Raw genomic sequence first — 260 nt, forward strand, 5'->3', positions numbered from 1 at the left:
GCGGCGTCGGTGGGGTTGTGCAGCTCGATGAAGTCGTGGGTGTAGGTGGCGCCGGAGTTGCCGCCGCCGCCGTAGACCTCGCTGATCACGAGGCCGGTGCTGGCGGCGTGGGCCGGCGCCTGGGTCACGCCGGTGGCCTGGGCCGCGAGGCCCAGCGATCCGGCGAGGTGGGGGGCCAGCCGACGGCTGGCCCGGGTGGAGATGGGCATGGAGAAGCCTTCCGAGGAGAGGGACGTCAGGCCCGCCGACCGTGGGGTCGG

General features: G+C 74.6%; 1 protein-coding gene. It reads right to left on the minus strand.

All coding sequences use genetic code 11. From position 1 onward, the window contains the following. Positions 1–209: lamin tail domain-containing protein (locus QWJ41_RS21355; RefSeq protein WP_302710516.1), on the minus strand; the 209-nt coding region annotated here is incomplete at its 3' end. Positions 210–260 lie beyond the last annotated feature (51 nt).

Origin of the sequence: Nocardioides cremeus, from assembly GCF_030518195.1 — a bacterium.
In the GTDB taxonomy this organism is placed as follows: Bacteria; Actinomycetota; Actinomycetes; order Propionibacteriales; family Nocardioidaceae; genus Nocardioides; species Nocardioides cremeus.